The sequence below is a fragment of the Microbacterium sp. Bi128 genome (assembly GCF_918698205.1).
Genome location: NZ_CAKKMM010000434.1, coordinates 1 through 3,692 on the forward strand (window position 1 = coordinate 1; position 3,692 = coordinate 3,692).

At 65.5% G+C, this 3,692-nt stretch carries 4 protein-coding genes; 2 read left to right on the plus strand and 2 right to left on the minus strand.

From position 1 onward, the window contains the following. Positions 1 to 239: 239 nt before the first annotated feature. The gene (locus tag LQV45_RS20480) at positions 240 to 1,283 is read right to left on the minus strand and encodes an NAD(P)-dependent alcohol dehydrogenase (protein ID WP_230008593.1); all 1,044 of its coding nucleotides are present in this window, start codon (positions 1,281 to 1,283) and stop codon (positions 240 to 242) included. Between the two features lie 144 nt (positions 1,284 to 1,427). On the opposite strand from LQV45_RS20480, the gene LQV45_RS20485 reads away from it, so the two are divergent. Continuing rightward, complete coding sequence (locus LQV45_RS20485) at positions 1,428 to 2,321, plus strand: helix-turn-helix transcriptional regulator (RefSeq protein WP_230008594.1); 894 nt, start codon at positions 1,428 to 1,430, stop codon at positions 2,319 to 2,321. A 19-nt stretch (positions 2,322 to 2,340) separates the two neighbouring features. Here LQV45_RS20485 and LQV45_RS20490 read toward each other — a convergent pair whose 3' ends face one another. Next, positions 2,341 to 2,718: an STAS/SEC14 domain-containing protein gene (locus LQV45_RS20490; RefSeq protein WP_223914754.1), complete on the minus strand. Its 378-nt coding sequence runs from the start codon at positions 2,716 to 2,718 to the stop codon at positions 2,341 to 2,343. A gap of 294 nt (positions 2,719 to 3,012) precedes the next feature. On the opposite strand from LQV45_RS20490, the gene LQV45_RS20495 reads away from it, so the two are divergent. Continuing rightward, on the plus strand, positions 3,013 to 3,692 hold a 680-nt coding region (locus LQV45_RS20495; protein WP_230008595.1), incomplete at its 3' end, for an alpha/beta fold hydrolase.

The window sequence follows — 3,692 nt, forward strand, 5'->3', positions numbered from 1 at the left end:
GTGCGGGCGCACGGGGCAAAGTGCACCGCGTTGACGCGCATGCGGGACGGTTCGGGCTGCGGGGCCGCGACGACGTCAAACCAGACGTCGCCGGTGAACATCTGCGCCGGTCCCTTGACGCTTGGCTTCCTGGCTTGGATTTCCACTGTCATTTCCTCACAGGGTGTTTTTGTCGGGTGGCGGGCGCGACCGGAGGCCGCGTCCGCCCACTCCCGGGGTTCTTCGTGCGCTGCTGCGTCCTAGTTCAGGGTCGCGGTGTCGATCACGAAGCGGTAGCGGACGTCGGAGGCCAGGACGCGCTCGTAGGCGTCGTTGATCTTCGCGGCCGGGATGACCTCGATTTCGGCGCCCAGGCCGTGCTCGGCGCAGAAGTTGAGCATTTCCTGGGTTTCGCGGATGCCGCCGATCATCGAGCCGGCGAAGGAACGGCGGCCCATGATCAGGGCGAACGCGTTCACCGGGAGCGGTTCCGCGGGGGCGCCGACGTTGACCAGTGCGCCGTCGAGGGTCAGCAGCTGCAGGTAGGAGCTGATGTCGATCGCGGCACTGACCGTGTTGATGATCAGGTCAAAAGTGCCGGCAAGGTCCGTGAAAGTGTTCTCGTCGCTCGTGGCGTAGTAATGGTCCGCGCCCAGCTTCAGCCCGTCTTCCTGCTTCTTCAGCGACTGCGACAGGACTGTGACCTCGGCGCCCATGGCGTGGGCGATCTTGACGGCCATGTGGCCGAGTCCGCCGAGTCCGACGATCGCGACCTTCTTGCCGGGACCCGCGCCCCAGTGGTTCAGCGGCGAGTAGGTGGTGATGCCGGCGCACAGCAGCGGCGCGGCGACGTCGAGCTCGATGCCCTCGGGAATGGTGACCACGAAATCTTCGGTCACAACGACGTGGGTGGAGTAGCCGCCCTGGGTGATGGTGCCGTCACGGTCGACGGCGCCATAGGTGCCGGTGTTCCCGGCGAGGCAGTATTGCTCCTCGCCGGCCTGGCAGTTGACGCACTCGCCGCAGGAGTTGACCATGCAGCCGACGCCGACCCGGTCACCGACGGCGTGCTTGGTCACGGCCGTGCCCACCTCGGTGACAATGCCGGCAATTTCATGGCCGGGAACCAGCGGATAAGTCTGCGGGCCCCAGTCGCCGCGGACAGTGTGGATATCGGAATGGCAGATCCCGGCGTACTTGATCTCGATCAGGACATCGTGCGGTCCAACGTCACGGCGCTCGATGGTGGTGAGGGCGAGCGGCTCGGTCGCGGACGGTGATGCGTAAGCGTTGACGGTAAGCAATGAATCTCCTGCTTGTTGATCGTTGGGGGTTGTTCAACGGAACACCATCCATCAAACCCGGTAACGCGGCCGTGAGGGAGTCCCTGCTGATAGGGGTACTGGCAGGGCCTCCCTCAGAGAGCCCAAAGGCCTAACGTTGATGGCATGGATAATCGAGAGGCGACCCGCGAGTTCCTTGCCTCGCGCCGGGCCAAGATCACCCCCGAAGAGTCGGGATTGCCGATCTACGGCGCGAAACGCCGGGTCCCCGGACTCCGCCGCGGGGAAGTCGCCATGCTGGCCGGCGTCAGCGTCGAGTACTACACGAGGCTGGAGCGGGGAAACCTGTCCGGCGTTTCGGAGGGGGTGCTGGACGCTGTGGCCAGGGCTCTGCAACTCGACGACGCCGAACGGGCCCACCTCTTCGATCTGGCCCGGGCAGCGGCCCCGGGCAGCCGGACCCGCCGTCGTCCCCGTCCCGCGGAGTCCGTCCGGCGCAGCGTTCAGCTGACGCTGAACGCCATCGCCAACGCGCCCGCCTTTGTGCGGAACGGACGCATGGACATCCTTGCGGCCAACCCGCTGGGCCATGCCCTGTATTCGGACATGTACGCGGGTCCGGCCCGCCCGGCCAACCATGCCCGGTTCATCTTCCTGGACGCACGATCGCGCAGCTTCTACCCGGACTGGGACCGTGCGGCGAGCGACACCGTCGCGATCCTGCGCACCGAGGCCGGCCGGGACCCCTACGACCGCGGGCTGACCGACCTGGTCGGGGAACTATCGACGCGGAGCGAGGAATTCCGCACCCTGTGGGCGGCGCATAACGTGCGCCAGCACTACACCGGGCTCAAGCACTTGCACCACCCGGTGGTCGGGGATCTCCACCTGATCTACGAGGCAATGGACGTCTCCGCCGACGCCGGGCTGTCCCTGCTGGTCTACAACGCCGAGCCCGGCTCCGCGTCGGAAGATGCGCTGCGGCTGCTGGCCAGCTGGGCCGCGACCAACCAGCAAGTCAAGGAGGCCGGGGCGGCTTTTACGGTGGACAAGGCCTAACCCGGGCAGGCCGGCACTGTCACGCCAGGGCGGATATGCCGTCCGTGTATCCACCGGACTGGCCGCTGGAGGTGAAGTTGTTCAGCCAGGCCATGGCCTCGTCCCTGGACGTGAAGAATTCGTGGGGGTAGCGGGTGTGCCGGCTCATGGCCGCCGCGATCACACGATCCACTGTGCTGGATCCAAGCACGGCAATCGCCAGAACCCCTGTTGTCTGCGCGAACTCGTACCTGGCGGCCGCGCTGATCTCCACGTCCGTCATTTCGGAGAGCATCGGCATCGGTATTCCGCCGCTGATCTGCGCTACGGCCAGCATCGCGTCCCTGGCATCGTCGACATCAACAAACGTGCCCGGCTGCCAGACGGATGTGATGATGCCCGCACTGATGCTCAGCACGTTCTTTCCTTCAGCAGCTGCTATATGTCCTGGCATCATCGAGACCATTGTAGAGCCGGTCCTGACAAGCCACGGGTTTGGGGCCCGGTGCGCGTGGCGGACCGCAAACCATGGCTGCACTCCGAGTCTCTGACCGGCAAGGCGTACCCGGGTGCCACGTGGCCCGCAGCCCGTGCCGGTATTCAGCAAAGGCATTGCCTTCGCCATGCCCCGCAGGCATACTCGTGCCTGCGGGAGGACGTCCCCGCGTCCCCCACCGACGACCCGCGATGCACACGCGAACGGATGAGCGCCATGGCTGATATGACGAACCTCGAGCAACAGCAGGTGGACCGGGCGAACGCTTCCGGCCTCAAACCCGTCGTCTTCGTCCACGGACTGTGGCTCCTGTCCAGCAGTTGGGACCGGTGGCGGGCCCTGTATGAGGAGAACGGCTACACCACGCTCGCCCCCACGTGGCCCGATGATCCCGAAAGCGTCGATGAGGCCAGACGCGACCCGGAGGTCTTTGCCAAGAAGATGGTCAGGCAAGTCACGGACCACTACCTCGACGCGATTGGCCAGCTCACCATCAAGCCCGCCGTCGTGGGGCATTCCTTCGGCGGACTCATCGCCCAGAGGATCGCCGGAACCGGAGCCGCCGCAGTCACGGTGGCGATCGATCCCGCACCGTTCCGGGGAGTCCTGCCGCTGCCGGCCTCCGCCTTAAAGTCAGCAGCGCCTGTGATCGCGAATCCCGCCAACGCAAAGCGTGCAGTGTCTTTGACTTTTGACGAATTCCGTTTCGGCTGGGCCAATGCCCTGGACGAGGACGAAGCCCGTCAATTGTTTGACACCTTTCATGTCGCGGCCTCTGGCGTGCCTCTGTTCCAGGCTGCAACCGCAAACCTCAACCCGTTCACCGAGGCCAAGGTCGACACGAAGAATCCGGATCGGGGGCCGTTGCTGATCATCTCCGGGGAGAAAGACCACAC